This is a genomic window from Terribacillus sp. DMT04 (assembly GCF_019056395.1).
Taxonomy (GTDB): domain Bacteria; phylum Bacillota; class Bacilli; order Bacillales; family Amphibacillaceae; genus Terribacillus; species Terribacillus aidingensis_A.
In genome coordinates this window covers 2,010,093-2,035,191 of sequence record NZ_CP077639.1, presented here as the reverse complement: position 1 = coordinate 2,035,191, position 25,099 = coordinate 2,010,093, and the positions used below count along the sequence as shown (strand labels likewise).

The window sequence follows — 25,099 nt, the reverse complement described above, 5'->3', positions numbered from 1 at the left end:
GAAATGAAAGAAAATAAAGATATCCGTGTTGTTGTCGGTATGAGCGGCGGTGTCGATTCTTCCGTTGCAGCGCTATTGCTTAAACAGCAAGGCTATGACGTAGTCGGCATCTTCATGAAAAACTGGGATGATACGGACGAGAATGGCTTCTGTACTGCTACAGAAGATTATGAAGATGTGAAAAAAGTTGCCAATCAAATCGGCATTCCATATTACGGGGTGAACTTTGAAAAGCAATATTGGGATAAAGTTTTCACTTACTTCTTGGATGAATATAAAGCAGGACGCACACCGAACCCCGATGTGATGTGTAATAAAGAAATTAAATTTAAAGCTTTCATGGATCATGCGATGAGCCTGGGAGCGGATTACTTGGCAACAGGTCACTATGCACAAGTAGCGGAGCGCGACGGCAAAACTGTTATGCTGCGGGGACTTGATGAGAATAAGGACCAAACGTACTTCTTGAACCAGCTGACGGAATCCACGCTTTCTAAGGTAATGTTCCCGCTCGGCGGAATGGACAAGAAAGAAGTGCGCCGTATTGCAGCAGAGCACAACCTTGCTACAGCAACCAAGAAAGATTCTACTGGAATTTGTTTCATCGGAGAGCGTAACTTCAAGAGCTTCTTAAGCGAATATTTGCCTGCACAGCCAGGTGTGATGTCCACACTTGATGGGGTCGTAAAAGGCCAGCATGACGGTTTAATGTATTATACAATTGGGCAGCGTCAAGGTTTGCGAATTGGCGGAGAAGGCGAGCCCTGGTTTGTTGTTGGTAAGAATCTGAAAGAAAACATCCTTTACGTGGAGCAAGGCTTCGAGCATGACAGCTTGTATTCAGATGCATTAATTGCAAGTGATATGAGCTGGGTTTCTGAAACAGAACTAACTGCTCCGATTCATGTAACAGCGAAATTCCGTTATCGTCAAAAAGACAGCGGCGTAACGGTTACCCCGTTAAGTGACAACAAAGTACGTGTTGACTTCCACGAAGCGCAGCGTGCGATTACACCAGGACAAGCTGTTGTCTTTTATGATGGCGATGTTTGCCTGGGCGGCGGAACGATTGATGAAATCATTAAAAATGAACAACAATTAGAATACGTCGGTTAATTTAGAAACCCTTGTCATTAGGCAAGGGTTTCCCTTACATAGAGGAGTGAAACAATGGATCATATAAAAGAAGGTATTGACTGTCTGCAAAAGCAGGATCTAGAAGGAGCGGCGAAGCATTTTAACGCAGCTATTGAAGAAAAACCAAATGACCCTGTTGGTTACGTTAACTTTGGTAATCTGTTAATGCGTATGAATGACTTGGAAAAAGCGGAGCGCTTCTTCCAGCGCGCCATTGAACTGGACAGCAACGCAGCGACTGCATACTATGGTTTGGGAAGCTTGTATTATACTGGCGAGCAGTATGAAAAGGCGGTAAAGCAGCTGATGGAAGCAGCAAAGCTTGGATTAGAAGAAGCGGATGTGCATTTTCTTCTAGGTATGTCTTTGCAGCAGACAGGCAAGGAAAAGCTGGCTCTGCCTTACTTGCAGCGGGCGGCAGAACTCGAAAACCGCGATGCAGCGATTGTCTTTCAATATGGCTTAGCATTAGCCAATGCTGGAGAAGTCGATACAGCGCAGCAAGTGCTGCTTGATTTGCTGGAATGGAATCCAATGCATAGTGATGCCCTTTATAATGTTGGCGTTGCTTATCTGTATCAGCAGCAGCTCGACAAAGCGCATGCTTACATGGAGAAGGCGATTGAAGCACAGCCGGATCATGAGATGGCGATTCACGGTAAAGCACAGATCGAACTGATCAAGGAGCAAATCGAGAACGAAGAGTAAGGAGCACAGGCGTATGGAATATGGGGAGACAGCCGAAAGCCCAAAAGGGTTCGTCAAAGGTGAATTGCTGCATACGATTTTCAGGAAAGAAGAAGAACAGTTTTCCATCGTGCGCATCAAGGTATTGGAAACGAACGAGAAAATCGAGGAAAAGGATATAGTGATTAAAGGATATATTGGTGAGCTCGATCAAGGTGAACCGTATATGTTTTTCGGCTCGATGGTCAGTCATAAGCGTTTTGGTGACCAATACGAAGTCACAGAATATAAGCGTTATGTACCGGAGACGAAGGATGGGCTGATCCAATACCTTTCCAGCGATCTGTTTTATGGTATCGGCAAACGAATCGCCGAACGGATTGTAACGAAGCTAGGAGAAAACGCGATTGCTGATGTCTTGTCTAACCCTGACTTACTGGACGGCATCCAGGGACTGAACGATGAGAAAAAGGAACGTTTCCTCCATGATTTGCGCGCACACCAAGGCTTTGATCATGTTATGGTGCATTTATCAAAATATGGCATTGGCTTAAAGCTCGCACAAAAGATTTACAAAGCATACCGCGACGAAGCAGTGGCTGTATTGGAGAAGGATCCGTACCAATATGTATTCGATATTGAAGGCTTTGGCTTTCACCGAGCGGATGAGGCGGCACGAAAAAATAATCTGCCGATGGATCATAACAGCCGGCTGCAGGCAGCTTGTATGATGGTGCTGCAAGATAGTATGCAAGCTGGCCACGTATACTTGCCAAATGAAGAAGTGCTAAAGCAAGCCGGCGTTTTGCTGCGCAGCTCACAATTCGGCATTAGTCCGGAACAAGTGGAGGAGCAGCTAGGTGTGCTGCATGCCGAGAAAAAACTTATCAAACAGGAAGACAGGATTTATCATCCTATGCTTTATTATGCAGAAACTGGCTTCTGCAGTTCTTTGCAGCGAATAGCAGAAAAAGAAACAGAGACAGAAATCGTACAAGCAGAACTTCTCAAAATCATCGGAAAGCTGGAGGAAGCAGAAACAATCAGCTACGGCAAAGAACAGTTCGAAGCGATTGAACAAGCCCTTCAATCAAAAGTGATGATTTTGACTGGTGGACCTGGTACTGGAAAAACGACGGTCATTAAAGGTTTCATTAAATCGTACGCTGAGCTGCACGAGCTCTCGCTGGATCCGCAAGATTATAAAGACAAAGATGAAAGCTATCCCTTCGTTTTAACGGCTCCGACAGGAAGAGCAGCAAAGCGTATGCAAGAATCAACAGGAGTGCCGGCGAAGACCATTCACCGGTTGCTAGGCTGGGACGGTACGGAATCTTTTGAGCGTGATGAAGATAATCCGCTTGCTGGGAAGCTGCTCATTGTTGATGAGTTTTCTATGGTTGATATTTGGCTGGCAAACCGTTTGTTCAAAGCAATTCCAGATGATATGCAAGTGCTGCTCGTTGGGGATGAAGACCAGCTGCCTTCTGTCGGACCTGGTCAAGTTTTATCCGATTTGCTTCGTTCAGAGGCAGTGCCGCGTGTCATGCTGAAGGATGTGTATCGACAGAAAGAAGGCTCGAAAATTATCACCATTGCCCATGCGATTAAAAATGCTTCGCTTACGGAGAATGAGCTGGAGAAGGACAAGGACTTCAATTTCATTCCGTGCCGGGAGCATCAAGTGGTTGATGTGATTACCCAGATTGTCGGAAAAGCGGTCGACAAGGGCTGGGATTTACGTGATGTGCAGCTCCTCGCTCCTATGTACCGTTCACAAGCGGGTATTCATGAACTAAACAAACAGCTGCAGCAGCTCGTCAATCCGAAAGATAAGCAAAAGCGGGAAATGAAAACAAAAGATACTGTCTTCCGAAAAGGCGATAAAGTAATACAGCTAGTTAATGACCCGGAAGAGGGCGTTTTCAATGGGGATATTGGTGAAGTAGTTGCGATTTTCCGGGAAGAAGAAAACGTCGAACAAAAAGAGCAGCTTGTCGTTGCTTTTGAGGAAAAAGAAGTTGTTTATGAAAGCAAGGATCTATCGAATTTGATGCATGCTTACTGTATCTCGATTCATAAATCACAAGGAAGTGAGTTTCCGATTGTCATTTTGCCGGTTGTGCCTGGCTACCGGCGTATGCTGCGGAAAAACCTTCTTTATACTGGTATTACGAGAGCGCAAAAGTCTTTAATTCTAGTGGGGGAAAAACAGGCGTTTCTGCAAGGCATTCAAACGGAAGATACGAACCAGCGCTATACATCTTTGCTGGAACACCTTGGTGTTACAGAATCAGGCGACCTTATCGACCAAATGCTTAAAGAAGCCGAAGCAGAACAGGAAGAAATCTCTCCTTACGATTTTATGTAGTATATCCCCGGTAATAATTGGACATTCTAACATGTAAAAAGAATTGGAGTGATCCAATATGTTAAAATGTCCAAACTGCACAAGCAAGGATATCGGAAAGATTGGTCCCGAGCAGTATTATTGCTGGAGCTGTTTTATTGAATTGTCATATAAAGATGAGATGCTTTCGCTGCATCAAGTAGAAGAAGATGGTTCACTGAGTTCGTTAGACGACTTGTTCACTGATGAAGAACGGAAATGCGACGGCGCATCATTCTAGTCACATGAAAGAGGTATCCCGTCTGTCTCGTGTGCTTTTATGGATGGTGACGGTTGTCGTCGCACTGCTGCTCTGCTTTCTATTAATCAAGCTCTATCCTTTCTATCGTTCGTTTTTGCTATTTTTAGGCGGGTTATTCCTGCCTTTCATTATCGCCGGTCTGATTGCCTATTTGCTGCACCCTGTTATTGACCGGCTCGCTGCTTGGCGTCTGCCTCGCTGGCTTTCAATCCTGATCATTTATGTGCTGTTCTTCGGCTTTAGCGGTTTTTTGTTATACAAAGGTGTCCCAGCCTTAATCAACCAGGTAAAGGATTTCAGCCATAATCTTCCGGAGCTGACGCAGCGCTACGATCATTATGTGCAATATATGTATCAGAGGACTGCATTCCTTCCAGAGACAGTGCATGACAAGATGGATCAAGTGCTGCATAACCTGGAAAGTCGTGCTGAAAATTTCCTTACCAAGCTGCTTCGCTTGTGGAATAAGCTGCCGCAGCTGATTATCTTTCTCGTCGTGACGCCTGTTATCGTTTTTTATATGCTGAAAGATGCAGATAAGATTGGATCAGCCGGATTGCGGCTGCTGCCGCGCAAGTACAGAAGCAAAGTAAAAAGCCTCGTGCTGCGAATTGATGATAATCTCGGTCGTTATATTCGAGGTGTGCTGCTCGTCAGCTGTATTGTAAGTTTGCTGACATGGACAGCATTTACGTTGATTCGGCTGCCATATTCCTTAGTGCTGGCACTTGTGGTAGGAAGCACGAACATCATTCCCTATTTCGGACCAATTATTGGGGTTATTCCAGCGATACTAGTTGGCATTACAATCAGTCCGAAAACGGCGATTCTTGCCGGAATTGCTGTTTTTATCATTCAGCTGATTGAAGGAAATCTGTTGTCTCCATACATTGTCGGCAAAAGTATTCATATTCACCCGCTTTTGATCATCTTTGCTTTACTCGTAGGAGGGGAGCTAGGGGGGATTATCGGGATGATTGCAGCTGTGCCTGTCCTGACAATTATCAAAGCGTGTGTGGATACAGCAAAAGATACGGATGTTTGACAAATTCCGCTTTTTTCTCTATACTAACGCTTAGATTTATAACAAAAAGCAATGAAGGTACAAGTACATGACGTCCTTTTATAAAGAGAGGAGATTCCTTGGCTGGAAGAATCTCCATAAGAGTGTGATGGAAAGCTATACCGGAGCTCTGAGTTAATCCTTATCGGCTGCGCACCGTTATCTGCGCTTAAAGGTGATAGGCTGTTGGCAGCCTATAATCAGGGTGGTACCGCGACCATACTCTCGTCCCTGCTATTGCAGGAACGGGAGTTTTTTGTGTTTACATACTAAAGGAGGCTTATATATGGAAAATTTAACGTCTGCTCAAGTAAGACAGAAATTCCTTGATTTCTTCAAGGAGAAAGGGCATAGCGTCGAGCCTAGTGCGTCGCTTGTTCCAGTAGAGGATCCAACTCTGTTATGGATTAACAGCGGTGTGGCAACTTTGAAAAAGTATTTTGATGGCCGAGTTGTTCCGGAAAATCCGCGCATCGTAAACGCGCAGAAAAGTATCCGGACTAATGATATTGAGAACGTTGGCTTTACTGCCCGTCACCATACATTTTTCGAGATGCTCGGAAACTTCTCAATCGGAGACTATTTCAAAAAAGAAGCGATTATGTGGGCTTGGGAATTTTTAACGGATAAAAAGTGGATCGGATTTAATCCGGAACGCTTATCTGTTACGGTTCATCCAGAAGATGAAGAAGCATTCCAAATGTGGCGTGATCTTGTCGGTCTTCCGGAAGAACGTATTATCCGTACAGAAGAAAACTTCTGGGACATCGGGGAAGGTCCAAGTGGTCCGAACTCAGAGATTTTCTATGATCGCGGCGAGGAATTTGGTAACGATCCCGCAGATCCTGAATTGTACCCAGGCGGAGAAAATGAACGTTATTTAGAAATCTGGAACTTAGTATTCAGTCAGTTTAACCACAACCCGGATCACACGTATACACCGCTTCCAAAGCAGAACATTGATACAGGTATGGGCTTGGAGCGAATGGTTTGTGTTATTCAAGATACGAAAACAAACTTTGAAACAGATCTGTTTATGCCTATCATTGAAAAGACTGCACAATTCGCCAATGCGGCGTACGGAAAAAACACGGCTGATGATACAGCATTTAAAGTAATTGCTGACCATATCCGTACGGTTTCGTTCGCAATCAGCGATGGCGCACTGCCATCCAATGAGGGCCGCGGCTATGTTTTACGCCGTTTAATTCGCCGAGCTGTGCGTTATGCGAAAAATATTGGAATTGAAAAGCCATTTATGAAAGAGCTTGTGCCAGTTGTAGGCGAAATTATGGATGCCTTTTACCCGCAAATCATGGAAAAGCGTGAGTTTATTGAGACAGTTATTCAAACAGAAGAAGAACGTTTCCATGAAACGCTTGCTGATGGTCTTGCCATCCTGAACCGAATCGTGGCAGAAGAAAAGGAAAAAGGCAGCAACGTTTTTCCTGGTACGGAAGTATTCCGTCTGTATGATACGTATGGGTTCCCGAAAGAGCTGACGGAGGAATATGTTAGCGAAGAAGGGTTCATCATTGATGAAGCAGGTTTCGAACAAGAGATGAAGCAGCAGCGTGAACGTGCGCGTGATGCTCGTCAAAAAGTGAACAGCATGCATGTACAAGATAGTGTGCTGCAAGAAGTAGAAGCAGAAAGCACATACGTTGGTTATGACCGGACCGAAACGGAATCTAAGATTACAGCAATCGTAAAAGATAAGCAGCTTGCTGATGTAGCGGTCGAAGGCGACGAAATCTTCTTCATCTTGGATGAAACACCATTTTATGCAGAAAGCGGCGGCCAAGTAGCAGATGAAGGCTGGGTAACAACAGAAACAGCAACTGTTCTTGTTCAAGCGGTCAAGAAAGCGCCAAAAGGCCAGAATCTGCATCAAGGAATCGTAAAGCAAGGTCAAATTCACGTGAAAGAAAATGTTCATGCGAAAGTAGATACAAAAAGACGTCAGCATATCGTCAAGAACCATACAGCAACGCATTTGCTTCATCAAGCATTAAAAGATGTTTTAGGTACGCATGTTAACCAGGCTGGTTCTTTGGTAGCACCAGACAGACTTCGATTTGACTTCTCTCATTTCAACGCAGTCACGAAAGAAGAGATGGGACAAATTGAAGAAATTGTTAACCAAAAGATTTGGGAAGAACTCTCTGTCAGCACGTCTTACCAGAGCTTGAGTGATGCAAAAGAAATGGGTGCAATGGCGTTATTCGGTGAAAAATACGGAGACGTTGTACGTGTTGTGCAGGTAGCTGATTACAGTTTAGAACTTTGCGGCGGTGTCCATGTTCAAAAACACTTCCCAAATCGGCTTGTTTAAGATTGTATCCGAAAGCGGAATCGGTGCTGGAACACGACGTATTGAAGCAGTTACGTCTAAAGAAGCATATCGTTATACACAAGAGCAGCAGCAGACGCTTGCGCAAGCTGCAGCTGATCTGAAAACGACGAATGAGCAAGTTCCTGCTCGAATCGAAGCAGTATTTGCAGACCTTAAAGAAGTACAGCGTGAACGCGACAGCTTGCGTGCGAAATTGTCACAGCTTGAAGCTGGCAGCATTCTCGACAAAGTCAAAGAAGTAAAAGGTGTTCATGTACTTGCAGAGCAAGTAGATGTTGCCGACATGAACCAGCTTCGCGGCATGGTAGATGACTTAAAACAAAAGCTTGAGAGCGGTGTGATTCTGCTTGCTTCAACTGCTGGAGGGAAAGTCCAGTTGGCTGCGGGCGTGTCGAAGGATCTCATTGACCGCGGCTTGCATGCGGGTAACTTGATTAAAGAAACAGCAAAACGCTGCGGAGGCGGCGGAGGCGGCAGACCTGATATGGCACAGGCCGGCGGTAAGAATCCAGAACAAGTACCAGAAGCACTCGCATATGCAACAATATATGTCGAAGAACAGCTTTAATTTTTCAAATCCGACAGAAAAGTATATACTGAAGAAAAAGACTGGCAAATTAAGTGAGGTGGCTTCATTGAGTTCGATGGATAACACGATGAAATTCAATTTCCCGGAAGAGCCAATGGACGAAAATGTCCGGGAAGTGCTAATGTCCGTTTATGAGGCATTGCGTGAAAAAGGGTATAATCCGATCAATCAGATAGTAGGTTATCTTTTGTCAGGAGATCCGGCTTATATTCCGCGGCATAATGATGCCCGCAACCTAATCCGCCGTATGGAACGTGATGAGATTGTCGAACAGCTGGTAAAATTTTATTTGGAACAGAACCACAATGACTGACATACTAAAAACAATTGGCTTGGATGTCGGATCCAAGACAATTGGCGTGGCAGTCAGTGATGGACTTGGCTGGACTGCACAAGGTCTGACTACCATCAAATGGAACGAAGAAGATTACGAAACAGCAAGACCGGAATTAGAACAGATTATCAAGACACATGAAATCGCAAAAGCTGTCATTGGCATGCCGAAGAACATGAATGGTACAATTGGTCCGAGGGGAGAAGCATCGCTTGCTTTCTCCCAATGGATCGAGGAACAATTTGGTATCGAGACAGTACTTTGGGACGAGCGTCTGACGACGATGGCAGCGGAGCGTGTATTACTGGAAGCTGATGTAAGTCGAAAGAAACGGAAAAAAGTAATCGATAAGATGGCAGCGTCCATGATTCTGCAAGGTTATCTTGATTCAAAACAATAAGGAGTGAAGCCGCATGGCATTAGAAGAAAAAGAACGTATTGTTATCCCGGACGAAAATGGGGAAGAGCATTTATTTGAAGTATTATTCAACTTTGACGTTGATGAAACAGGTCATTCCTACATTGCAGTTGTCCCAGCTGAGCAAGCTGAGTCAGAAGATGAAGTTGAAGTATTCGCTTTCCGTTACGAGGAAACAGGCGATGATAAAGATTTGACATTATTCCAGATTGAATCAGAAGAAGAATGGGAAATGGTCGAAGAAATGCTGAATGCACTAACTGATGAGGAAGACGGCATCTAATCTTGTAATAGGCAGTCCTCTCTTTCCGATAAGGCAGAGAGGATTTTTTCTTGCCTTTTATCCGCATTTATTGTCAAGCGGCTGGAGATATGCTTGACGTTTATTGTATAATAAGGCGGATAAAGGAGGAAAGATAGCTTGACTGCCTCGAATGATGATCTTTATCAACAGAATCAGGACAGAAGAATGGAGGAAGCAAGCGTCGTGCGGAAAATAGTACTTATGACCATATCCGTAATAATTGTTCTTCTGCTAATTGGAGCACTAGGAACCTTTATTTACGTGAATGCCAGTATGAAAGCAGTCGATTCAGATAACGATACGACACAGGTAGTCGAAGTTCCGATGGGATCAACGGCATCCTCAATCGCTGCCTCTCTGGAAGATCAAGGTCTGATAAAAAATGCTTTCATTTTCCGGCTATATGTAAAATTTTCTGGTGAAGCCAATTTCCGTGCGGGAAACTTTGAGCTGTCCCCTTCCATGTCCATGCAGCAGATCGTCGACAAACTGAACGATCCAGAGGCGGGGAGCACCCCCTCTGCGTCGGCTGCAGTCCCGGAAGGTTCTGACATCGAGGAAATTAGCAGCATCTTGTCTGAAACACTAGGAATAAACCAACAGGATTTTCTGGATAAGATGAAAGATGAAGCATATATCAGGCAATTAATCAGCGAATATCCAGGTATACTGACAGATGACATTCTGCAAGAAGATATACGTTATCCGCTCGAAGGGTATTTGTTTGCAGCAACGTATAGCTTTTTATCCGATGACAGTTTATCTATAGATAACATTGTGCATATGATGCTCGACAAGTCACAGCAGATTATCACGCCTTACTTAGACGACTTCAAGCAAAGAGATTTAACAATCCATGAAGCAGTCACTTTTGCCTCGCTTGTTGAGAATGAAGCGAGGAATAAAGAAGAGCGTAACATGATTGCCGGTATTTTCTATAATCGACTGGCTGATGACATGAAGCTGCAGACGGACCCGACTGTTTTATATGCGCTAGGCGAGCATAAGCCCCGCGTGTATTACAAGGATCTGGAAGTAGACTCTCCTTATAATACATATAGAATAAAAGGGCTTCCAGTTGGGCCAATTAGTAATTTCTCAGAGAGCTCGCTGCAATCGGTCGTAAATCCGAAGACTTCCGACTACTTATATTTCCTGGCGGGAGACAACGGACAGATTTATTATGCTAGAACGTTCGATGAACACGAAGAGCTAATTGAGAAGCATATGCATGTGAATGAGTAAGCAGGCAAAGTGAGGAAATGATATGTTACAAGCAATAATGGAATATTTGGAGGAGCACGTCGAACCTTCGCCGGAGTGGGCTGTGAAATTGGAAGAATTGGCTGCAGCAGAGCAAGTACCGATTATGGAGCCGCTTGGCATCCAGTTCTTGATGCAAGTCATTCGGCTGCAGCAGCCAAAGAAGATACTCGAAATTGGCACAGCAATCGGTTATTCCGCACTTATGATGCGGCATGCCAAACCAGATGTTAGCATCGTGACTGTGGAGAGAGATGAGATTCGTTACAATCAAGCGGTCGCTCATATTCAAAAGCAAGGTGCACAGGATGATATTGTAACGCTTAAAGGGGATGCGTTTGATTTAGAAGAAACAATCAAAGCGCACGGTCCGTATGATTTTGTATTTATCGATGCAGCCAAAGGCCAGTATCAGCGGTTTTTCGAAGCTTATAGCAGCATGCTGAGTAATCACGGTGTTATTGTCAGTGACAATGTGCTTTTCAAAGGCTATGTAGCAGACGATAAAGAAGCGACACCTCGCAAAGCGAATATTGCCAAAAAAATCCGCAAGTACAATAACTGGCTATTTGAGCATGAAGCATACCACACGACAATCCTGCCGGTAGGCGATGGAGTAGCTGTCAGTGTGAAAAAGAAATGAATGAGCAGCAGGAAGAGGAGTAGAAACAATGGCAAAAAAACCTATCATTATCGGTGTTGCAGGTGGTTCGGGGTCAGGTAAAACGTCTGTTACCAGATCCATTTACAAACGTTTTACAGATAAAACAATTCTCGTAATAGAACAAGATTCGTATTATAAGGATCAATCTCATCTTCCTTTTGAGCAGCGCCTTAATACGAATTACGACCATCCGTTTGCTTTTGATAATGAGCTGCTTATGCAGCACCTGCGTGATCTTGGCAGCCAAAAGCCAATTGAAAAGCCGATTTATGATTATAAGATTCATACCCGCTCGGAAGAGACAATACCTGTAGAGCCGAAGGATGTTATCATCTTAGAAGGTATTCTGATTCTGGAAGATGAGCGTTTGCGTGATATGATGGATATTAAAGTATTCGTAGATACCGATGCAGATTTACGTATCATCCGTCGTCTGCTGCGCGATATCAAAGAACGCGGACGGACGATTGATTCGGTTATTGAACAATATGTAAATGTCGTACGGCCGATGCATCTTCAATTTATTGAACCAACAAAACGATATGCAGATATTATCATTCCTGAAGGCGGCGAGAATCATGTTGCTATCGATTTGATGTCTGCTAAGATCGAAACAATCCTATCTGGCCGGACGAACTGAACTTGTACAGATAAGTATTGAATTTTTAACGCTAATCTGCCATAGTATGGAATATGTATGAAAACGCTATAGCGATTAGGCAAAGGGAAAGCAATCTTTTAGAGCTCAAGGAGTGTTTGAATTGGCTACAGAAAAACAATATTACATGACTAAAGAAGGTTTGGCGAAATTAGAGGAGGAATTGGAGTTTCTGAAGACAACACGTCGTCAGGAAGTTGTAGAGCGTATCAAAATTGCTCGCGGTTTCGGTGACTTGTCCGAGAACTCTGAATATGATGCGGCGAAAGATGAACAAGCATTCGTTGAATCTAAAATCGCTACAACAGAAAATATGATCCGTAATGCGGTCATTATTGAAAGTGATACAGATAACCCTGACATGGTCGGCATGGGTAAGACAGTTACCTTTATCGAATTGCCTGACGGCGACGAAGAAAGCTACACAATCGTCGGCAGCGCAGAAGCAGATCCATTTGAAGGCAAGATCTCAAATGATTCTCCAATTGCCAAAAGTCTGATTGGCCATGAAGTTGGAGAAGAACTTTCTGTCGCAACACCAGGCGGCGACATCCAAGTTAAAATCACAAAAGTTGAATAAGCTAGACATAAAACAAAAGCTGCTTCCGAATTGTATGGAAGCAGCTTGTTTTATTGTGCCTGATTTACGAGCGGCCCGGAAGATTTCTCTAACGGGAAAAAGGGTATAAGTTTTTGCAGGATAAAACGCTCTTTATCAAGTGCGAGCAGAAAAGAGAAGACGACATGTTCTTTCACACTAGTAAAGGATAAACAACATCCTTCTAATAAGAAGATAGAGAAGGTCTCGGCTTCCTTATCATAGCCGACATACTCGAACGATTCGTGCCCCCAAAGGTTCGTATCCATTCTTGTCACATTCATCATGGTTATCTTCCTCTCTTTCCACAGGAAGCTTGAAGACTGATCAAAGATGTTCCACCTGCTTTTCTGTTTATATAGTTAGATACTTATGCTCGTATTCCTTCCTGTATGCCAAAATTAGCGAGACTTCAACAAAAATACCGAATAAAAATTCTGCCTATATTATGACTTTGGCTATGATGCTGTTCATAGTATAATAGAAACCAATGAGGAGGGATGAACATGGCTGATGAAAATAAGGATTATTCCAGATTAAATAATCGGAACCAGCGAAGAAAACCGAAAAAGTGGCTGAGCCTTGTCTTGGCTTTAGCCGGAGCAGCAGTAGTCGTCGTGTTGCTTATCGCCGTTCTGAATGATAAACCAACTGCCTCAAATGAGACAGCGGATGACGACCAAAATAAGCAGACCATCGCGGATCAGGTGTCAGGTAACAATGCTTCTGATGACGAGAATAAAGAGCAAAGCGATGAAGAAAAGAAAGAAGAACAGGATAAAGAGGAAAAGGATAGCAAAAAAGAAGAAGTCGAGCCATCCGATGATAATGTAAAGGAAGCGTATAAGAAAGATTGGGAGCCGATTGGTACAGAGCAGTCTGGTGCCCATACGACGACTTTCCAGGAGGAAACGAAGGATTGGCAGGAGATTGAGCAAGCAGCTGCGGGTGCAGTTGGGTTAGATCCGGCATCCATGACAACGTGGTATATAGGAAATGACGGTAACGGTGGCAATGATGTCGTTGCAACCATTTCAGGTTCTAACTCTGCGGAGACATTCCGTGTTTACGCAAGTTGGGTAGATGGAGAAGGCTGGCAGGCAACAAAAGTAGAAGTATTGAAAGAGAATGATAAAAAGAATATTTAAATGAAATTGAGAAGTTAAAGGAGCAAACAGTATGACAATCGGTATTATCGGAGCAATGGACGAAGAAGTAGCACTATTAAAAGAAACAATGACAAATAAGAAGGAAACCGTTGTAGCAGGTTATGAAATTACCGAGGGTACCTTATCGGAGAAATCTGTTGTACTTCTTAAATCCGGAATCGGAAAAGTAAATGCAGCACTTGCAGCAGCTATGCTGATTGAACGTTACGCTCCTGAAGCAATTATTAATACAGGATCAGCTGGCGGATTCGCGGAGAAACTTGAAGTAGGTGATATTGTCATTTCGGATGCAGTTGTTCATCATGACGTAGATGTAACAGCGTTCGACTATGCTTATGGACAAGTACCACAAATGCCGCCAGCATTTCAAGCGGATCAAGCTCTTGTAAAGCTGGCTAAAAGTGTGATTGATCAATTCCCTGATACAAATGCAGAAATCGGTTTAATCGCTACAGGTGACAGCTTTATGTCGGATCCGAATCGTGTTGCATTTGTCAGAGAGAAGTTTCCGGCGATGCTGGCAGCGGAGATGGAAGCTGCTGCTGTAGCGCAAGTTGCTTATCATTACAGCACACCTTTCGTTATCGTACGTGCATTGTCCGACATAGCAGGTAAAGAATCATCGGTATCCTTTGATGCATTTTTGGATCAAGCGGCCCGTAATGCAGCTAATCTAATCATGAAGATGGTAGAGCACTATTAATAGAGTGACAGCAATTACCAGGTAATTGCTGTCTTTTTTTGTGTTACAATGTTGCTAGATTAGAAGAGGGGGCGACAAAATGGAGAAAAGACAACAGCAGCTGCTTGACAAGATTGCAGATTATCGCCGTTTTGCATTGGCGCTTCTGATTCTTGGAAGTTATTTATATCTTGGATCAATAATTAATGTCTATTTGGCACCTTCAGACAAAGCAAATATACTTTTCGCACTTACCGGCGGATGTGTCGTTACAGCGATACTTATCTGGTTTGCAATAGAGCGCTGGCAGAAAAAACTAGAAAGCTAAAAGAGGCTGGGATAAAACAAGATTAATTCATCCTAAAAGCGAACAATGACTAGATTCATACTTTTTCATGCAGCCCGCTGACGGCTGCTGCTTTCCAAATCTAGCTGTTATCGTCGGACAAGAATGGCTTTTGATGTAGACGCCGACAGAAAATCGCTTTTTATTTTCGAGGAGTCTACGTATTCTTTCTATATAGTAAGGGTCCTCATAACAAGAATCAGCGTAGGAAATACACTCCGCTCCCCAGCCGCACGCAGGAAAGCGGAGTGTATTTCCGAAGCGATGCTCTCATATTCCTTTACAATGACAAAATCCAAACAATACTGCTTTCAATTGCAGTATTGTTTGGATTTTTATATAGCTTAAACAGATATGCCCCAGAATCTTTTTTTGATTAATCCCATATATTTTCCCAAGCAAAAGTGCCGCCGATAAAGAGTAAAACGAGAAATGCTGCAATCAATGCACCAGTACTGACGCGCTGCTTGTAAGGGCCGTGAGGAAGAGGATGAGGGTACATAATGGTTTACCTCCTTTTTACCTTAGCGTATGCAGCTGGCAAGATATAAGCTTCTTACGTTCGATGTTGACGATAATATTCATGGAAGATCTTCATCAACGCTCGTTTCTCAATGCGAGAAACGTAACTGCGTGATATATTTAACTTTTTTGCAATCTCCCGCTGTGTCATATCTTCCTCATTGTTAAGTCCATACCGGCTGACGATTACTTCTTTTTCCCTTCCATCAAGAATACCAATGTATTCTTTAATCTTTTCTACTTCCATATTAAGCTGAATATATTCAATAATGTCGTCATTCTCCGCTTGAAGGATGTCAATCAAGCTGATTTCATTGCCTTCTTTATCCTGACCGATTGGATCATGCAGGGATATATCTTTCTTCGTTTTTTTTAAAGCACGCAGATGCATGAGTATTTCATTCTCAATACATCTTGCCGCGTATGTAGCAAGTTTGGTTCCTTTGTCACTAGAATAGCTTTCAATGCCTTTAATTAATCCGATTGTACCAATCGAGATGAGATCCTCTGCGTCTTCCCCTGTGTTTTCAAATTTCTTCACAATATGGGCGACAAGACGCAAATTATGTTCAATTAATTTGTTGCGGCTCACTTCATCCCCTTGTTTCATGCGTTCAATATGGACTGCTTCTTCCTCAGGGGGGAGGGGCTGCGGAAATGCATGGTTCTTCACATAGGAAACGAAGAACATAGCTTCTTTTAAGAGGAGTCCAATTGCACCAATAATACTCAATTTCTTACACCTCCTAATGCGCTTCAGGCTAAAGCCTATACAGACACTTTATGTAAAGGAGTCTCTGAAAGTGTCTGTCCATTAGAAAAAGAAAAAAAGTGAATGCCCGCAGGCATTCACTTTGCATTTTTATTTTGTTTTCGTTTTTCTGCATCAATTGCTTCTTGGTACTGATCTTTTAACGTACCATATGGTTTGGCTCCGCGCAGGTGAGCGGCTCTTGAAATTAAGTGGCTGGCTACCGGTGCGGTTAGCATGATAAACAGCACCCCAAGAATCAGCCTGCCGCTGACAATTCCATATTCCATATAGTGAAAGATGAAGGCGCCGATAAGGATACCTGCCACACCAAGTGTGGAGCCTTTACTCGCAGCGTGAAGTCTCGTATAAATATCAGGGAAGCGCAGAACACCTACAGAAGCAGTAAACACGATAAACGCACCGCCAAGTAAGAAGAGAATGACTAGGATATCCAGGATGATTTCAATTATCGTCTGTATCAATTAAATCACCCTTTTCCAAATAAATTGCGATAGCTACTGTTCCGATAAACAGCAGGATACCAATTAGCAATACAATATCATTAAAGTTCGGTGTTACCAAAATGATGGCTAGTAAGGCTGCAAAAGCCATTATATTAACTCCGATAGCATCTAATGCAACTGCTCGGTCTGCATTTGTCGGTCCCTTCAGCACGCGGATAATTAACAAAATGATAGAGACACTTAGGACAATCAAGCAAATGATGGATACCATCTGAACAATTGATGCGAAATCATCTTGCAAGGCACTCATCGTGTCACCTCCATGATATGCTTCTCAAAGCTGTTCTTAATGGAATGAACGGCATCCTGCATATCGACAATGTCCATCGCATGGATATAGAGTTTCTTCTTATCAGGAGAGACAGCAACTGTTACCGTTCCTGGCGTTAATGTAATTAAAATAGCTAAAAGTGTGATCTCCAAATCTGTTTCCAAATCTGTTTCCAAGGTGAATATGCCAGGATTAATATTTAAACGTCTGGCATATATAAGCTTTGTAATATCCAGGTTAGAGAGCAGCAGCTCTTTTATAAAAATGAGCACTAAGATAACTATATTATACACACGCTTCAGGTAAAACGGTCCTTTTAAGAAACGTCTTAGGGAGAACAATAAAACAATACCGACAAGATAACCGATCACGAAACCGGAGAAGTTATAGGACTCGCCAAGAAAAGTCCACATTACGGCAATCAGTAAGTTTATACATATTTGAAAAGCCATTTAGTGATCCCCCTTTAAAACGAGTTCAATATACGTTTGCGGTTCAAGCAAGTAATCTGCAATCTGTTGGACACTAGGCAGGATAGCTTCTGCACCAATGCCAAGAAAGACGGTAAACAGCATGAGGAAACCAGCTGAATAGAATTGAGATCTATGTTTGCCAGCAGGTTCTGCTCCTGTATTGCCTTCTCCCCAGAATACACGGATAAAAGCTCTGACGATGGAAAGCAAAATCAATAAGCTAGTGACCAGCATAATAATAACCGTAACTGTTTCGCCTTTTTCGAAAGCGCCGCGGACCAGCAATAACTTGCCGATAAAGCCGCTGAACGGGGGTACGCCGGCTAACACAAGTCCTCCGATAAAGAACATCCATCCAAGCATTGGATGAGAGCGGATCATACCGCCCATTTTATTTATATCTGTTGTACCCGCTAGGCTTGCAATCGTACCAGCGAGCAAGAATAGAGCGGCTTTAATAATCATGTCCTGCAGCAGATAATAAATGCTTCCGCTCAAACCATCATTATTAAACATGCCGATACCGACTAACATGAATCCGATTGCCGGAATAATGTTATAAGCGACAATCAATTTAATATTTCGAGAAGCAAGCGCACCGAGTACACCGAACAGCATTGTCAAATTGCCGACCCAAATGAACAGATTGTCAATGATTTCCGGCTGCTGATGAAATATTAGTGTGAAAGTCCGAATTAAGGAATAAACACCGACTTTCGTCAATAAGGCACCAAATAAAGCGGAAATAACCGGATTTGGAACAATGTAAGAACGCGGCAGCCAATAATAAAGCGGGAATGCTGCGCCCTTCGTAGCAAATACAAAAAATAACAGTATGGCGACAGTGGTAATAATGCCTGGTGAATCAGAAGCCGCTGCGCGCTCTGCCAATTGTGCCATATTTACTGTTCCTAGTACCGCATATACATAAGAAACAGTTGTAACAAAAAGCATGGACGAAAAGAGATTGATGAGCACATACTTGATCGACTCTCGCAGCTGTACCTTCTTTCCTCCATGCGTGATAAGCGCATAAGAGGCCATTAATAACACCTCGAAGAATACAAACAGGTTAAATAAATCGCCTGTTATAAATGCTCCAGACACACCTGTTATTAACAGGAAAACAAATGTATAGAAATAAAAGCTTTCCTGTTCCTCAGACACGCTGGACGGTGCATACCAGACAGCAGCAACTAAGATAATGCTCGTTGTCAGGACGAGCAGAGCACTTAACGGATCCAATACAAGTACAATTCCGTATGGAGCGATCCAATCCCCTGCTTGGAGTACAATGCTTCCTTCTGTAAGCACATGAAACGAAAGGAAGCCCATCGTGATGAGGTGAGCGAAAGCAAGCAGCATGGCTAATGTTCGCGTCAACCCCAGCCGATTGTGGGTGAATGCCACTAGTACACCAGATAGGAGAGGGATTAGAATCGGTAAAATAGCAAGATTAGTCATGGTTATTACCTCTTAATTCTTCCATATTATCTGTTCCGTTCATTTTGACTGCCCGGTATGCTAATACGAGAAGCAAGCTCGTAACACCGAAACTGATAACAATGGACGTCAGAATCAGTGCTTGCGGCAGCGGATCAGTATAATTCTCTGTACCTTCTCTAAGAACGGGTGCAGCACCACGCTTTAATTTCCCCATTGTCAGGATGAAAAGGTGAGCAGCATGGGATAGCAAGGCAGTTCCAATAATGATACGGAGCAGCCGTTTTTGTAAAATGTTATAAACCGCAAATCCAAAGAGGATGCCTGCGAGTACGATCATAATGATTTCCATTAGCGCCCCCCTCCCTTATGGCGCAGCTTGATAAGTGAATAAATGCCTAAAGCTGCAATAGCTAGAACTGTAATCTCAAATAGGGTATCCAGTCCGCGGAAGTCTACCAGGATAACGTTAACGATATTATCTCCGCCGCCCAGTTTGTACGAATACTCAACAAAGTAGTCGGAGATGGAAGGGAACTGACGCTGGCTGTAAACTGCAAGTCCGACAAGTGTCATCATGAGCCCGCAAGCAGCGGCTATAACGATATTTGTAACTTTTTTTGATATTTTCTCTTTTCTGTCCCGCTCCATTTCAGGCAGATGCCGGAAGCATAACAAGAAAAGAACAACTGTGATTGTTTCAATACTTAATTGTGTTAGAGCAAGATCCGGTGCCCGGAAAAGAACGAACAAAATCGATAAGCCATAGCCGACAACACCAAGGATAATAATAGCTGTCAGTTTCTTCTCAGAGGCAGTTGTCCCAAATGCTGCTGTAATCATAATCAGAGCTACTGCCAGTTCAGGCAGGCTTCCTGGCAAGGATACAGGAGACACATCGATATTCGTTAAATTAAAGGCATTTGTTCCGAATAGTATGGCTAATGTCACAATGGATATGACGCTGATAATGACCATATTATATTGGCGGAGTGAGCCGTTAACTAGACGGTCATTAACCGTTTTTGTTTGTTTTTCACTTACAGTCAGCAGCATTCTGTAAACAGCATTGCCAGACAGCTTGCCGGGAAGAATCTGATACAGACCAGCCCAGTATTTTCTCGTCAAGTAGAATGCAATACCGAGAATAACGACAATTAAGGACATGACCAAGGCAGGTTCCAAGCCATGCCAGAATTTAATGTGATGTTCTTTCATGGCTTCCCCGTAAACTGCGTCCGCTGCGGGATGAAGCAAATGGTGACTAAACCAATTCGGGAAGATACTGATAATAACAACACCGCAGACAAGTAAGAATGGTGAAATGAGCATACCGAGATTCGGATCATGCGCTTTTTCAGCTATATCCTTGTCTTTTTTCCCAGCAAATGTACCGAAGAAGAAGTACATGCTGTAAACGAATGTGAATATACTTCCTGCTACAGCAGCGTAAGGGACAACATGCATTAACACTTCAGCGAATCCGGTGCTGAATGTACGTGTTTGCGCAAGTTCCCAGGAACTCGTAAAGAACTCTTCTTTACTTAAGAAACCATTTAATATCGGCAGCGGTACCCCAGCCATTGAGAAGGAGGCTAGTACGCTGATGATTCCTGTAATCGGCATAAGTCTCCATAACCCGCCAAGCTTGCGAATATTACGTGTGCCGGTTTCATGGTCGATGATGCCAACTGCCATGAACAAGCTTCCCTTAAACGTAGCGTGGTTTAGGATATGGAAGATGGCAGCAAATAGAGCAGCTTCTGTTCCGTAACCAATCATCGACATAATCATTCCGAGCTGGCTGATAGTAGAATAAGCCAGTATGCCTTTTAAATCTGTCTGTCTGACTGCCATATAAGAACCCCAGAATAACGTCAGTAGACCAATGATTGATACTGCTATGAAAAATGTTTCACTTTCTCTGAATACAGGAGTAAAGCGAAGAAGCAGGAACAGACCGGCTTTTACCATCGTGGCAGAATGTAAATATGCACTAACTGGTGTCGGTGCTTCCATTGCATCAGGCAGCCAAATATGGAAAGGGAACTGTGCTGACTTTGTACAAGCTGCCAAAAGCAGGAGAACAATGATAAGCGGGAACCAGTCGCTGCTTAGAATTAAGTTTCCTTCTGAAAGAATGGTACGTATGCTTGTACTGCCTGTAACGATTTGCAGCAGAACCAAGGCACCAAGCAAAGAGAAACCGCCCAAAACCGTAATGAGCAAGGATTTCATGGCACCATCGGTAGAAGCTTTTCTCGTAAACCAAAAGCTGATTAATAAGAAGGAAGAAACAGAAGTCAGCTCCCAAAAAGTATAAAGAGCATAAATATTATCCGATGTAACGATACCGAGCATTGCACCCATAAATAGAAGCAGATAGACATAAAAATGTCCGAGTCGTTCATTTTTAGATAGATAATGAACAGAGTAAAAGGCTACCAGTGCTCCGATACCGCTAATCAGTAACGCGAAGAACAAAGCAAGTCCATCGGTATAGAATGTTAAATCCAATCCAAGCGATGGTATCCAGCTGTAACGGTAGAATATGTTCGTATCTCCGCTGATAAGGAGTGTGAGGAAATAAACAAAAATAGATAAAGCAGTTGCGAATACCACGTATCCAGTATGTATCTTGGTTTTAAATCTTGCGATGAATGGGATGCACATAGCAATTATGAATGGCATCAGGATGGCAAAAATCATGTATTGGCAATCCTCCCTTAGAATTTGTTGGAAATTGAAAGAAATTTCTCGGTAAATGTAACACTATTTCAAAGCATACTATACCCAATTGTAAAGGAGTGCAAGCCAATACTGCAACTGTGATGTGTCTACTTTATGAAAAAAAACCCCGCCATAACGGCAGGGTTTGAAGGAGATCATGTTTAACTAGTGTAACGGATCTTATGTGATAAGCCCCGTGATTGAATTTCTTTTTCTATAAGATGAATAAACTCTTGGCTCAAGTGGAGTTCGTTGGCCTTGTGGTAAGATTCGATCAGCAATTCGTCAGACATATGTTCCATCTTGCATTCCTCCTGATGGGAGATCTTAATACCTTGCAGATCTTTCTATTCGTGGGTTGGGGAGTTGATAAGTTATTAATAATGTATCACGAAAAAAAAAGGTGGACAAGGCGATAGTTATCTACACTTAACTGTTCATAACCTGTAGATAATTTGTTTATAACTGTTGATAGTGACTGATTCTTGCAGTGGATAATGTGGACATAGTTATCCACAAAACGAAGTATGTAGAGATTTGTCGAAAGATTTTACGTCTAAAATGAGCTATCAAGCCTATACAAGAGTCGAAATTAAGCGATTTGATGAAAGATTTTTTTGAAACCGTCGTAAAAATGCCTTATGATGGGTAAGTAACTGTTGAAGTGTACGAGAACGGAGGAATTCCACAAATGCTAAAGAAGTTCTTGCCGAACGAGCATGTGAAGAGCATATTTGACATAAAACCGGAAAAATTGAAAGCGCAGGGGATTAAAGGAATTATTACCGACCTGGACAACACACTGGTTGCCTGGGACGTAGCGGATGCCACACCAGAAGTAACAGAATGGTTCCGTGAAATGCGCGCGCATGATATTAAAATTACGATTATATCTAATAATAATGAACAACGGGTCAAACTCTTTTCTGAACCGCTTGATATCCCATTTGTTTACAGTGCCAGAAAACCGCTTGGACGAGCCTTCAAGCAGGCAGTAAAACAAATGAAGCTGGAGAAGGATGAAATCGTTATGATCGGTGATCAGCTCCTAACAGATGTGTTAGGCGGGAATTTAGCTGGTTTCTATACGATAGTTGTCGTACCGATCGTCAAAACGGACGGTAAGATTACAAAAATCAACCGGATGATTGAAAGACGGATACTAAATTACTTTAGAAGAAAAGGAAAGATAACGTGGGAGGAATAAATGTGGAAGAATTGATTTGCCAAGGCTGCGGCGCCCCAATTCAGACAGAGGATGCATCGCTGCCTGGTTATATCCCCGCATCAGCATTAGGAAAAAATGATGAAGTCATCTGTAAGCGCTGCTTCCGGCTAAAGCATTACAATGAAGTCCAGGATGTCGCAGTGACCGACGATGACTTCTTTACTTTAATTAGTGAAATTAGTAACAAAGACGGGCTCGTTGTTAAGCTCGTCGACATTTTTGATTTTAACGGAAGCTTCATCGGCAGTATTAAACGTCTAGTTGGTGACAAGCCAATTATCCTTGTGGGAAACAAAGTTGATTTGCTGCCAAAATCAACAAATCATGAGCGTGTTAAGCAATGGCTTCGAGGTGCTGCCAAGGAATATGGTATTCAAGTAGCGGATGTGCATTTGATTTCCGCTAAGCGCGGAATTGGAATGGCCGAGCTTGAGGAAAGCATTCAGGAACTGAGACAGGGTGAGGATGTATTTGTAGTTGGAAGCACAAATGTAGGTAAATCCACCTTTATTAATGCTTTGATCAAGCATTCCACGGGCATTAATGATGCAATTACAACATCTTATTTCCCAGGGACAACACTTGGGTTTATTGATATACCGCTAGATGATTCCAGTTCGCTTTATGATACGCCGGGTATTGTTAACCGACAGCAGATTGCACATTATGTGACAGACAAGGAATTGAAAACAGTTACACCGAATAAAGAGATTAAATCGCGTATCTTCCAATTAAATGAAAAGCAAACACTTTTCATCGGCGGACTAGCGCGTATTGATTTTGAATCTGGTGAAAGGCAGCCCTTTGTTTGTTATTTCTCCAATGCACTTGATATTCATCGAACGAAGCTGGAGAATGCGGATGACCTGTACGAACGGCAGAAAGGGGAATTACTCGCGCCGCCTCATAAAGAGCAGCTCGATAACTTCCCGGAATTCCAGAAAGCTTCATTCCGGATAAAAGAACAGAAAACAGATATCGTCATACCGGGACTCGGTTGGATTACACTGACAGGGGAGCCTGCATCCATAACCGTACACACACCAAAAGGCGTGCCAGCTACTGTACGCCGGTCGCTAATTTAAGGGGGAAGTTGTTCATGAAGACGTTGAAGCTAGGCTTAATTGGCCATCCTGTAAAGCATTCTTTATCACCATGGATTCATCACCAGTTTATGAAGCAAGCTGGTATAGAAGGAGAATATCATCTCTATTCAATTGAACCAGAAGTATTTGAAGAAAAGATCAGCAAATTACTGGAGAGCGGCATCAACGGCTTCAATATCACTGTTCCATATAAACAGCGTATCATTCCGTTTTTGGATGAACTCGATCCGGATGCCGAAAAAATTGGCGCGGTCAACACCGCAGTATACAAGGATGGTAAATGGATTGGGTATAATACCGATGGAGCAGGATATGTCCGCGCTTTAAGACAAGTGTTACCTGCTGGCAGCAGTGCGTCGCGCGTACTTATGCTCGGAGCTGGCGGAGCTGCCAGAGGGATTTATCGCGCATTAGTGACAGAAGGGTTCTCCTATGTGGATATTGCCAATCGTACACGTGAGAAGGCTGAGCAGCTGCTACAATTACAAGAGCCGGAAACGGCCACAGAAATTCTTACATTCGCAGAAGCGGAAAAACAAATTAAAAATTATGACATTATCATTCATACGACAAGTGTAGGCATGAGCCCTGCCGATAATGAACAAATTGTTTCTTTATCTGGGTTGAAACCTAATACAGTTGTAAGTGATATCGTATATAAGCCGATTGAGACGAAACTGCTTCGCTCTGCGAAAGAGCAGGGAGCAGCAATCCATCATGGTCACAGCATGCTGTTGTATCAAGCGCAATATGCGTTTGAGATATGGTCTGGCAAGCAACTAATTATTGGAGACTTGCTTGATCGGCTGGAACAAAAAGTAACGGAGGCATAATATGTTAACAGGTAAGCAAAAGAGATTTCTTCGTGCTGAGGCACATCATTTAAAACCGATTTTCCAAGTAGGAAAGATTGGCGTAAACGATAATATGATTGTACAAATCAGTGAAGCATTAGAAAAGCGGGAACTAATTAAAGTAAGCCTGCTGCAAAATTGCATTGAAGATAAAGACGAGGTGGCGGAAGCAATTGCAGCGGGAACAGACGCGCATGTTGTTCAAATTATCGGCAGCACAATCGTCCTGTATAAAGCATCTCAAGAGAATAAGCAAATCAAGCTGCCATAAAGGA

Annotated in this window: 29 protein-coding genes, 1 pseudogene and 1 other annotated feature; of the genes and pseudogenes, 20 read left to right on the top strand and 10 right to left on the bottom strand. The window is 43.1% G+C overall.

Going from position 1 to position 25,099, the window contains the following annotated elements; genetic code table 11:
* Positions 1-3 precede the first annotated feature (3 nt).
* The 13 genes and pseudogenes from mnmA (at position 4) to greA (ending at position 12,704) form a co-directional block, all read left to right on the top strand.
* The gene (gene mnmA / locus KS242_RS10820; RefSeq protein ID WP_217321352.1) at positions 4-1,116 is read left to right on the top strand and encodes a tRNA 2-thiouridine(34) synthase MnmA; all 1,113 of its coding nucleotides are present in this window, start codon (positions 4-6) and stop codon (positions 1,114-1,116) included.
* Positions 1,117-1,170: 54 nt separating this feature from the next.
* Entirely contained in the window at positions 1,171-1,845 is a 675-nt protein-coding gene (locus tag KS242_RS10815) for a tetratricopeptide repeat protein (RefSeq protein ID WP_217321351.1), read from the top strand.
* A gap of 13 nt (positions 1,846-1,858) precedes the next feature.
* Positions 1,859-4,195, top strand: coding sequence for an SF1B family DNA helicase RecD2 (locus KS242_RS10810; RefSeq protein WP_217321350.1), 2,337 nt, complete (start codon positions 1,859-1,861; stop codon positions 4,193-4,195).
* A 58-nt stretch (positions 4,196-4,253) separates the two neighbouring features.
* On the top strand, positions 4,254-4,454 hold the full coding sequence (locus KS242_RS10805) for a hypothetical protein (RefSeq protein WP_077308482.1): 201 nt from the start codon (positions 4,254-4,256) through the stop codon (positions 4,452-4,454).
* Positions 4,420-5,520, top strand: coding sequence for an AI-2E family transporter (locus KS242_RS10800; RefSeq protein ID WP_217321349.1), 1,101 nt, complete (start codon positions 4,420-4,422; stop codon positions 5,518-5,520). Before KS242_RS10805 ends, KS242_RS10800 begins: the two co-directional genes overlap by 35 nt.
* A gap of 42 nt (positions 5,521-5,562) precedes the next feature.
* Positions 5,563-5,774, top strand: a binding site (T-box leader).
* A gap of 50 nt (positions 5,775-5,824) precedes the next feature.
* Positions 5,825-8,462, top strand: a pseudogene (gene alaS / locus KS242_RS10795) (alanine--tRNA ligase).
* Between the two features lie 67 nt (positions 8,463-8,529).
* A complete protein-coding gene (locus KS242_RS10790; RefSeq protein WP_077308488.1) occupies positions 8,530-8,796 on the top strand; it encodes an IreB family regulatory phosphoprotein in 267 nt (88 codons plus the stop codon).
* Positions 8,789-9,217, top strand: a complete 429-nt coding sequence (ruvX, locus tag KS242_RS10785; protein ID WP_217321348.1) for a Holliday junction resolvase RuvX — start codon at positions 8,789-8,791, stop codon at positions 9,215-9,217. The genes KS242_RS10790 and ruvX overlap by 8 nt, the downstream gene beginning before the upstream one ends.
* A 13-nt stretch (positions 9,218-9,230) precedes the next feature.
* Positions 9,231-9,518 (top strand): DUF1292 domain-containing protein, encoded by a 288-nt coding sequence (locus KS242_RS10780; RefSeq protein WP_217321347.1) that lies wholly within the window; start codon positions 9,231-9,233, stop codon positions 9,516-9,518.
* A gap of 138 nt (positions 9,519-9,656) precedes the next feature.
* Complete coding sequence (mltG, locus tag KS242_RS10775; RefSeq protein ID WP_217321346.1) at positions 9,657-10,784, top strand: endolytic transglycosylase MltG; 1,128 nt, start codon at positions 9,657-9,659, stop codon at positions 10,782-10,784.
* 22 nt (positions 10,785-10,806) lie between these two features.
* The gene (locus KS242_RS10770) at positions 10,807-11,445 is read left to right on the top strand and encodes an O-methyltransferase (RefSeq protein WP_217321345.1); all 639 of its coding nucleotides are present in this window, start codon (positions 10,807-10,809) and stop codon (positions 11,443-11,445) included.
* A gap of 28 nt (positions 11,446-11,473) precedes the next feature.
* On the top strand, positions 11,474-12,106 hold the full coding sequence (gene udk / locus KS242_RS10765; RefSeq protein ID WP_077308498.1) for a uridine kinase: 633 nt from the start codon (positions 11,474-11,476) through the stop codon (positions 12,104-12,106).
* A gap of 121 nt (positions 12,107-12,227) precedes the next feature.
* Complete coding sequence (gene greA, locus KS242_RS10760) at positions 12,228-12,704, top strand: transcription elongation factor GreA (RefSeq protein WP_097041587.1); 477 nt, start codon at positions 12,228-12,230, stop codon at positions 12,702-12,704.
* Positions 12,705-12,754: 50 nt separating this feature from the next.
* Here the strand turns inward: greA and KS242_RS10755 are convergent, their stop codons facing one another.
* Complete coding sequence (locus tag KS242_RS10755; RefSeq protein WP_217321344.1) at positions 12,755-13,009, bottom strand: hypothetical protein; 255 nt, start codon at positions 13,007-13,009, stop codon at positions 12,755-12,757.
* Between the two features lie 219 nt (positions 13,010-13,228).
* Between KS242_RS10755 and KS242_RS10750 the strand changes: the two genes are divergently transcribed.
* The 3 genes from KS242_RS10750 (at position 13,229) to KS242_RS10740 (ending at position 14,901) form a co-directional block, all read left to right on the top strand.
* Positions 13,229-13,870: a YrrS family protein gene (locus KS242_RS10750; protein ID WP_217321343.1), complete on the top strand. Its 642-nt coding sequence runs from the start codon at positions 13,229-13,231 to the stop codon at positions 13,868-13,870.
* Positions 13,871-13,901: 31 nt separating this feature from the next.
* Positions 13,902-14,594, top strand: coding sequence for a 5'-methylthioadenosine/S-adenosylhomocysteine nucleosidase (mtnN, locus tag KS242_RS10745; protein ID WP_217321342.1), 693 nt, complete (start codon positions 13,902-13,904; stop codon positions 14,592-14,594).
* Positions 14,595-14,673: 79 nt separating this feature from the next.
* On the top strand, positions 14,674-14,901 hold the full coding sequence (locus KS242_RS10740; RefSeq protein ID WP_217321341.1) for a YrhC family protein: 228 nt from the start codon (positions 14,674-14,676) through the stop codon (positions 14,899-14,901).
* 394 nt (positions 14,902-15,295) lie between these two features.
* On the opposite strand, the gene KS242_RS18215 is transcribed toward KS242_RS10740, so the two are convergent.
* The 9 genes from KS242_RS18215 to KS242_RS10700 form a co-directional block, all read right to left on the bottom strand.
* Positions 15,296-15,421 carry a hypothetical protein gene (locus tag KS242_RS18215; RefSeq protein ID WP_256444489.1) on the bottom strand — a complete coding sequence of 42 codons (126 nt, stop codon included), beginning with the start codon at positions 15,419-15,421 and terminating at the stop codon, positions 15,296-15,298.
* A 54-nt stretch (positions 15,422-15,475) separates the two neighbouring features.
* Positions 15,476-16,174 carry an RNA polymerase sporulation sigma factor SigK gene (gene sigK / locus KS242_RS10735; protein ID WP_217321340.1) on the bottom strand — a complete coding sequence of 233 codons (699 nt, stop codon included), beginning with the start codon at positions 16,172-16,174 and terminating at the stop codon, positions 15,476-15,478.
* A gap of 116 nt (positions 16,175-16,290) precedes the next feature.
* On the bottom strand, positions 16,291-16,677 hold the full coding sequence (gene mnhG, locus KS242_RS10730) for a monovalent cation/H(+) antiporter subunit G (protein WP_217321339.1): 387 nt from the start codon (positions 16,675-16,677) through the stop codon (positions 16,291-16,293).
* Complete coding sequence (locus KS242_RS10725) at positions 16,658-16,969, bottom strand: Na(+)/H(+) antiporter subunit F1 (RefSeq protein ID WP_097041574.1); 312 nt, start codon at positions 16,967-16,969, stop codon at positions 16,658-16,660. Before KS242_RS10725 ends, mnhG begins: the two co-directional genes overlap by 20 nt.
* Positions 16,966-17,442: a Na+/H+ antiporter subunit E gene (locus tag KS242_RS10720; protein ID WP_217321338.1), complete on the bottom strand. Its 477-nt coding sequence runs from the start codon at positions 17,440-17,442 to the stop codon at positions 16,966-16,968. Before KS242_RS10720 ends, KS242_RS10725 begins: the two co-directional genes overlap by 4 nt.
* Positions 17,443-18,927: a Na+/H+ antiporter subunit D gene (locus tag KS242_RS10715; RefSeq protein WP_217321337.1), complete on the bottom strand. Its 1,485-nt coding sequence runs from the start codon at positions 18,925-18,927 to the stop codon at positions 17,443-17,445. It abuts the gene before it with no gap.
* A complete protein-coding gene (locus KS242_RS10710; protein ID WP_217321336.1) occupies positions 18,920-19,258 on the bottom strand; it encodes a Na(+)/H(+) antiporter subunit C in 339 nt (112 codons plus the stop codon). Before KS242_RS10710 ends, KS242_RS10715 begins: the two co-directional genes overlap by 8 nt.
* Complete coding sequence (mbhE, locus tag KS242_RS10705) at positions 19,258-21,615, bottom strand: hydrogen gas-evolving membrane-bound hydrogenase subunit E (protein WP_217321335.1); 2,358 nt, start codon at positions 21,613-21,615, stop codon at positions 19,258-19,260. The genes KS242_RS10710 and mbhE overlap by 1 nt, the downstream gene beginning before the upstream one ends.
* Positions 21,616-21,797: 182 nt before the next feature.
* Positions 21,798-21,938 carry a sporulation histidine kinase inhibitor Sda gene (locus KS242_RS10700; RefSeq protein WP_077308525.1) on the bottom strand — a complete coding sequence of 47 codons (141 nt, stop codon included), beginning with the start codon at positions 21,936-21,938 and terminating at the stop codon, positions 21,798-21,800.
* 389 nt (positions 21,939-22,327) lie between these two features.
* Between KS242_RS10700 and KS242_RS10695 the strand changes: the two genes are divergently transcribed.
* The 4 genes from KS242_RS10695 to yhbY are packed head-to-tail and all read left to right on the top strand — an operon-like array spanning position 22,328 to position 25,095.
* Positions 22,328-22,843: a YqeG family HAD IIIA-type phosphatase gene (locus KS242_RS10695; protein ID WP_217321334.1), complete on the top strand. Its 516-nt coding sequence runs from the start codon at positions 22,328-22,330 to the stop codon at positions 22,841-22,843.
* Between the two features lie 2 nt (positions 22,844-22,845).
* Complete coding sequence (gene yqeH / locus KS242_RS10690; protein WP_217321333.1) at positions 22,846-23,949, top strand: ribosome biogenesis GTPase YqeH; 1,104 nt, start codon at positions 22,846-22,848, stop codon at positions 23,947-23,949.
* A 14-nt stretch (positions 23,950-23,963) separates the two neighbouring features.
* On the top strand, positions 23,964-24,803 hold the full coding sequence (gene aroE, locus KS242_RS10685; protein ID WP_217321332.1) for a shikimate dehydrogenase: 840 nt from the start codon (positions 23,964-23,966) through the stop codon (positions 24,801-24,803).
* Between the two features lies 1 nt (position 24,804).
* The gene (gene yhbY / locus KS242_RS10680) at positions 24,805-25,095 is read left to right on the top strand and encodes a ribosome assembly RNA-binding protein YhbY (protein WP_217321331.1); all 291 of its coding nucleotides are present in this window, start codon (positions 24,805-24,807) and stop codon (positions 25,093-25,095) included.
* Positions 25,096-25,099: the final 4 nt, after the last annotated feature.

Bases quoted from the DNA above. Each gene is read 5' to 3' on its own strand.
- mnmA (WP_217321352.1), top strand. From the start codon at position 4: ATGAAAGAAAATAAAGATATCCGTGTTGTTGTCGGTATGAGCGGCGGT.
- KS242_RS10815 (WP_217321351.1), top strand. From the start codon at position 1,171: ATGGATCATATAAAAGAAGGTATTGACTGTCTGCAAAAGCAGGATCTA.
- KS242_RS10810 (WP_217321350.1), top strand. From the start codon at position 1,859: ATGGAATATGGGGAGACAGCCGAAAGCCCAAAAGGGTTCGTCAAAGGT.
- KS242_RS10805 (WP_077308482.1), top strand. From the start codon at position 4,254: ATGTTAAAATGTCCAAACTGCACAAGCAAGGATATCGGAAAGATTGGT.
- KS242_RS10800 (WP_217321349.1), top strand. From the start codon at position 4,420: ATGAAGAACGGAAATGCGACGGCGCATCATTCTAGTCACATGAAAGAG.
- ruvX (WP_217321348.1), top strand. From the start codon at position 8,789: ATGACTGACATACTAAAAACAATTGGCTTGGATGTCGGATCCAAGACA.
- KS242_RS10780 (WP_217321347.1), top strand. From the start codon at position 9,231: ATGGCATTAGAAGAAAAAGAACGTATTGTTATCCCGGACGAAAATGGG.
- KS242_RS10770 (WP_217321345.1), top strand. From the start codon at position 10,807: ATGTTACAAGCAATAATGGAATATTTGGAGGAGCACGTCGAACCTTCG.
- udk (WP_077308498.1), top strand. From the start codon at position 11,474: ATGGCAAAAAAACCTATCATTATCGGTGTTGCAGGTGGTTCGGGGTCA.
- KS242_RS10755 (WP_217321344.1), bottom strand. From the start codon at position 13,009: ATGATGAATGTGACAAGAATGGATACGAACCTTTGGGGGCACGAATCG.
- KS242_RS10750 (WP_217321343.1), top strand. From the start codon at position 13,229: ATGGCTGATGAAAATAAGGATTATTCCAGATTAAATAATCGGAACCAG.
- mtnN (WP_217321342.1), top strand. From the start codon at position 13,902: ATGACAATCGGTATTATCGGAGCAATGGACGAAGAAGTAGCACTATTA.
- KS242_RS10740 (WP_217321341.1), top strand. From the start codon at position 14,674: ATGGAGAAAAGACAACAGCAGCTGCTTGACAAGATTGCAGATTATCGC.
- KS242_RS18215 (WP_256444489.1), bottom strand. From the start codon at position 15,421: ATGTACCCTCATCCTCTTCCTCACGGCCCTTACAAGCAGCGCGTCAGT.
- KS242_RS10725 (WP_097041574.1), bottom strand. From the start codon at position 16,969: ATGAGTGCCTTGCAAGATGATTTCGCATCAATTGTTCAGATGGTATCC.
- KS242_RS10720 (WP_217321338.1), bottom strand. From the start codon at position 17,442: ATGGCTTTTCAAATATGTATAAACTTACTGATTGCCGTAATGTGGACT.
- KS242_RS10715 (WP_217321337.1), bottom strand. From the start codon at position 18,927: ATGACTAATCTTGCTATTTTACCGATTCTAATCCCTCTCCTATCTGGT.
- KS242_RS10710 (WP_217321336.1), bottom strand. From the start codon at position 19,258: ATGGAAATCATTATGATCGTACTCGCAGGCATCCTCTTTGGATTTGCG.
- mbhE (WP_217321335.1), bottom strand. From the start codon at position 21,615: ATGATTTTTGCCATCCTGATGCCATTCATAATTGCTATGTGCATCCCA.
- KS242_RS10700 (WP_077308525.1), bottom strand. From the start codon at position 21,938: ATGGAACATATGTCTGACGAATTGCTGATCGAATCTTACCACAAGGCC.
- KS242_RS10695 (WP_217321334.1), top strand. From the start codon at position 22,328: ATGCTAAAGAAGTTCTTGCCGAACGAGCATGTGAAGAGCATATTTGAC.
- aroE (WP_217321332.1), top strand. From the start codon at position 23,964: ATGAAGACGTTGAAGCTAGGCTTAATTGGCCATCCTGTAAAGCATTCT.
- yhbY (WP_217321331.1), top strand. From the start codon at position 24,805: ATGTTAACAGGTAAGCAAAAGAGATTTCTTCGTGCTGAGGCACATCAT.